This is a genomic window from Luteibacter sp. P4_E6 (genome assembly GCF_056401535.1).
Window position 1 is genome coordinate 1 of record NZ_JBFUJE010000639.1, and the last position, 2,034, is coordinate 2,034.

Sequence of the window (2,034 nt, forward strand, 5' to 3'; positions counted from 1 at the left end):
TCCTGCCATAGCTGCGCGAGGCGCAGGATCGGGGTAGATACCTGGCCCGCTAGCATGTTGAACGCAACGAGTTGCCCGACGGTCAGGGAACCATCAATCACCAACTTGGCGCCCCAGTAGAGAATCGCAACACCGACCAACTTTTGCAGGAGCTGAACGCCCTGCTGGCCGACATTGGCAAGACGCGTGACCCGGAAACCGGCCGTCACGTAGGCGGCCAGCTGGTTGTCCCACAGCCTGGTCATGCGCGGGGAGACTGCCATGGCTTTGACGGTGCCGATGCCAGATATGGCCTCGACCAGGAAAGACTGGTTGTCGGCACCCCTGGTGAACTTCTCATTGAGCCGTCGACGCAGCACCGGGGTGATGGCGGCCGACCATGCGGCGTAGAGCGGCAACGACACCACGACCACCAGGGTCAGCCAGCCGCTGTAGGCAAACATCACAGCGAGGAAGACGAACGGGAAAAGGAGGTCGAGGACCGAGGTCAGTGTCTGCCCGGTCAGAAAGTTGCGGATGTTCTCAAGCTCCCGGACCCTGGCGATGGTGTCGCCGACTCGGCGCGACTCGAAATAGGCAAGGGGCAACGAGAGGACATGACGGAAGAGCTTTGCACCCAATTCAACGTCAATCCGGCTTGTTGTGTGTGCGAAAACGAACGTGCGCAAGCCAGAGAGGACCACGTTGAACAAGGTGATGGCCACCAGCCCCACGGTTATGACGTTGAGCGTGGTCATGGCGTGGTGGACAAGAACCTTGTCCATCACCACTTGGAAGAACAATGGCGTGACCAGTGCGAAGAGTTGCAGGAACAGGGAGACGCACAGTACTTCGAGCAGCAGCTTTCGGTACTTGACGACGGCCGGGATGAACCATGTGAAATCAAAACGGGCCAGACCGGCGACGAGGGATGCTCTCGACGTCACGGCGAGGATCCGGCCCTCGTAACGGGCGGCAAATGCCTCTGCGGTCCACAGAACGGGTCGGCCAAGCTCAAGGTCATGGACTAGATATTGGCTGCCTTGCACCCTCGCAACGAGGAAAGCGGCGCCGTCAGACCGGAGGGCAAGCGCGGGAAGGGAAAGCTGACCTATCCGCGCTATCGGCTGGTCGACGATCCGCGCCTTCAGACCGAGCTTGCGTGCAGCGAGCAGGAGGCTGGCGTCATCGAGCCTGTCGCTGCCGAGCCCTGCGTCGTGGTGGATTTGTTCGGCACTCGCCGCAATGCCGTGAAACTGGGCAAGGAGGACCAGTCCCCGAATAGCCAGATCCGGTCGAGGCATGGCAGCTTGCGACGGCAACGGCCGCTCCGGTTCTATGGCATTCACCGAAGTCGGATGTTTCTCAGCGACAGCATCCATGCGCAAACTCCGTTGCAAGTCATATTTCCCAGGGGGTCCAGACAGCCGCTAAGGCCCGGCCGATCGCAGGCAAGGCAACGAGGCTACTGAGTTGACGACAGATTATTGCGGCCGTCGTGAGTTCTTGCGATTGAGTCTGGCAGAGGTACCGCCACGACAGCAAGAGGTGGGCCATATGCAAATTCGGTGTACTGCCGACCCGAGATTCTGCTGGGCGGCCACGCCTTGATTTCGCCTTGTGCGCGGGCCGGAGGTTGTGGCGGCATGATCGGGACCGCGAGATGCCGAACTGGACGCCATGCGAGGTGGCAGGCCGCGAGGCGGACGTGTCTAACTCGATGAAGATCTTTGCGACATCGTTAAGGACATCCCGACATTTGCCTTGCGCAGCACCTTCAAGCGCGTGTTTCTGACCGTAGTAGGGACGACCCCGGCCAAGTGGTGGCGGATAATCCCCCCACCTCGGCCGACTGCCGGCGCAACTTGCCACGGGCTGCCGATGTACACCGTGTGTATGCCCCGACGGGCCGTCGCACCGTAGGCTCACAACTATAGAGGCACAACGCATTTTCCGGCAAAAACGGCAGCGCAGTTCCTAGCCCCGCCTGGTGTGGAGGCGACACTCTGGATGTCCGGGCATACGGGTCCGGCTCTTCTCCCCTCAGGATAGCCC

1 protein-coding gene is annotated in these 2,034 nt (G+C 61.1%); it reads right to left on the bottom strand.

Annotation, left to right across the window (positions count from 1 at the left end):
• Nucleotides 1-1,283, bottom strand: a 1,283-nt coding sequence (locus tag AC1DT2_RS21790) for an ABC transporter transmembrane domain-containing protein (RefSeq protein WP_477298690.1), incomplete at its 3' end; no start/stop codon positions are given.
• Between the last annotated feature and the right edge of the window lie 751 nt (nt 1,284-2,034).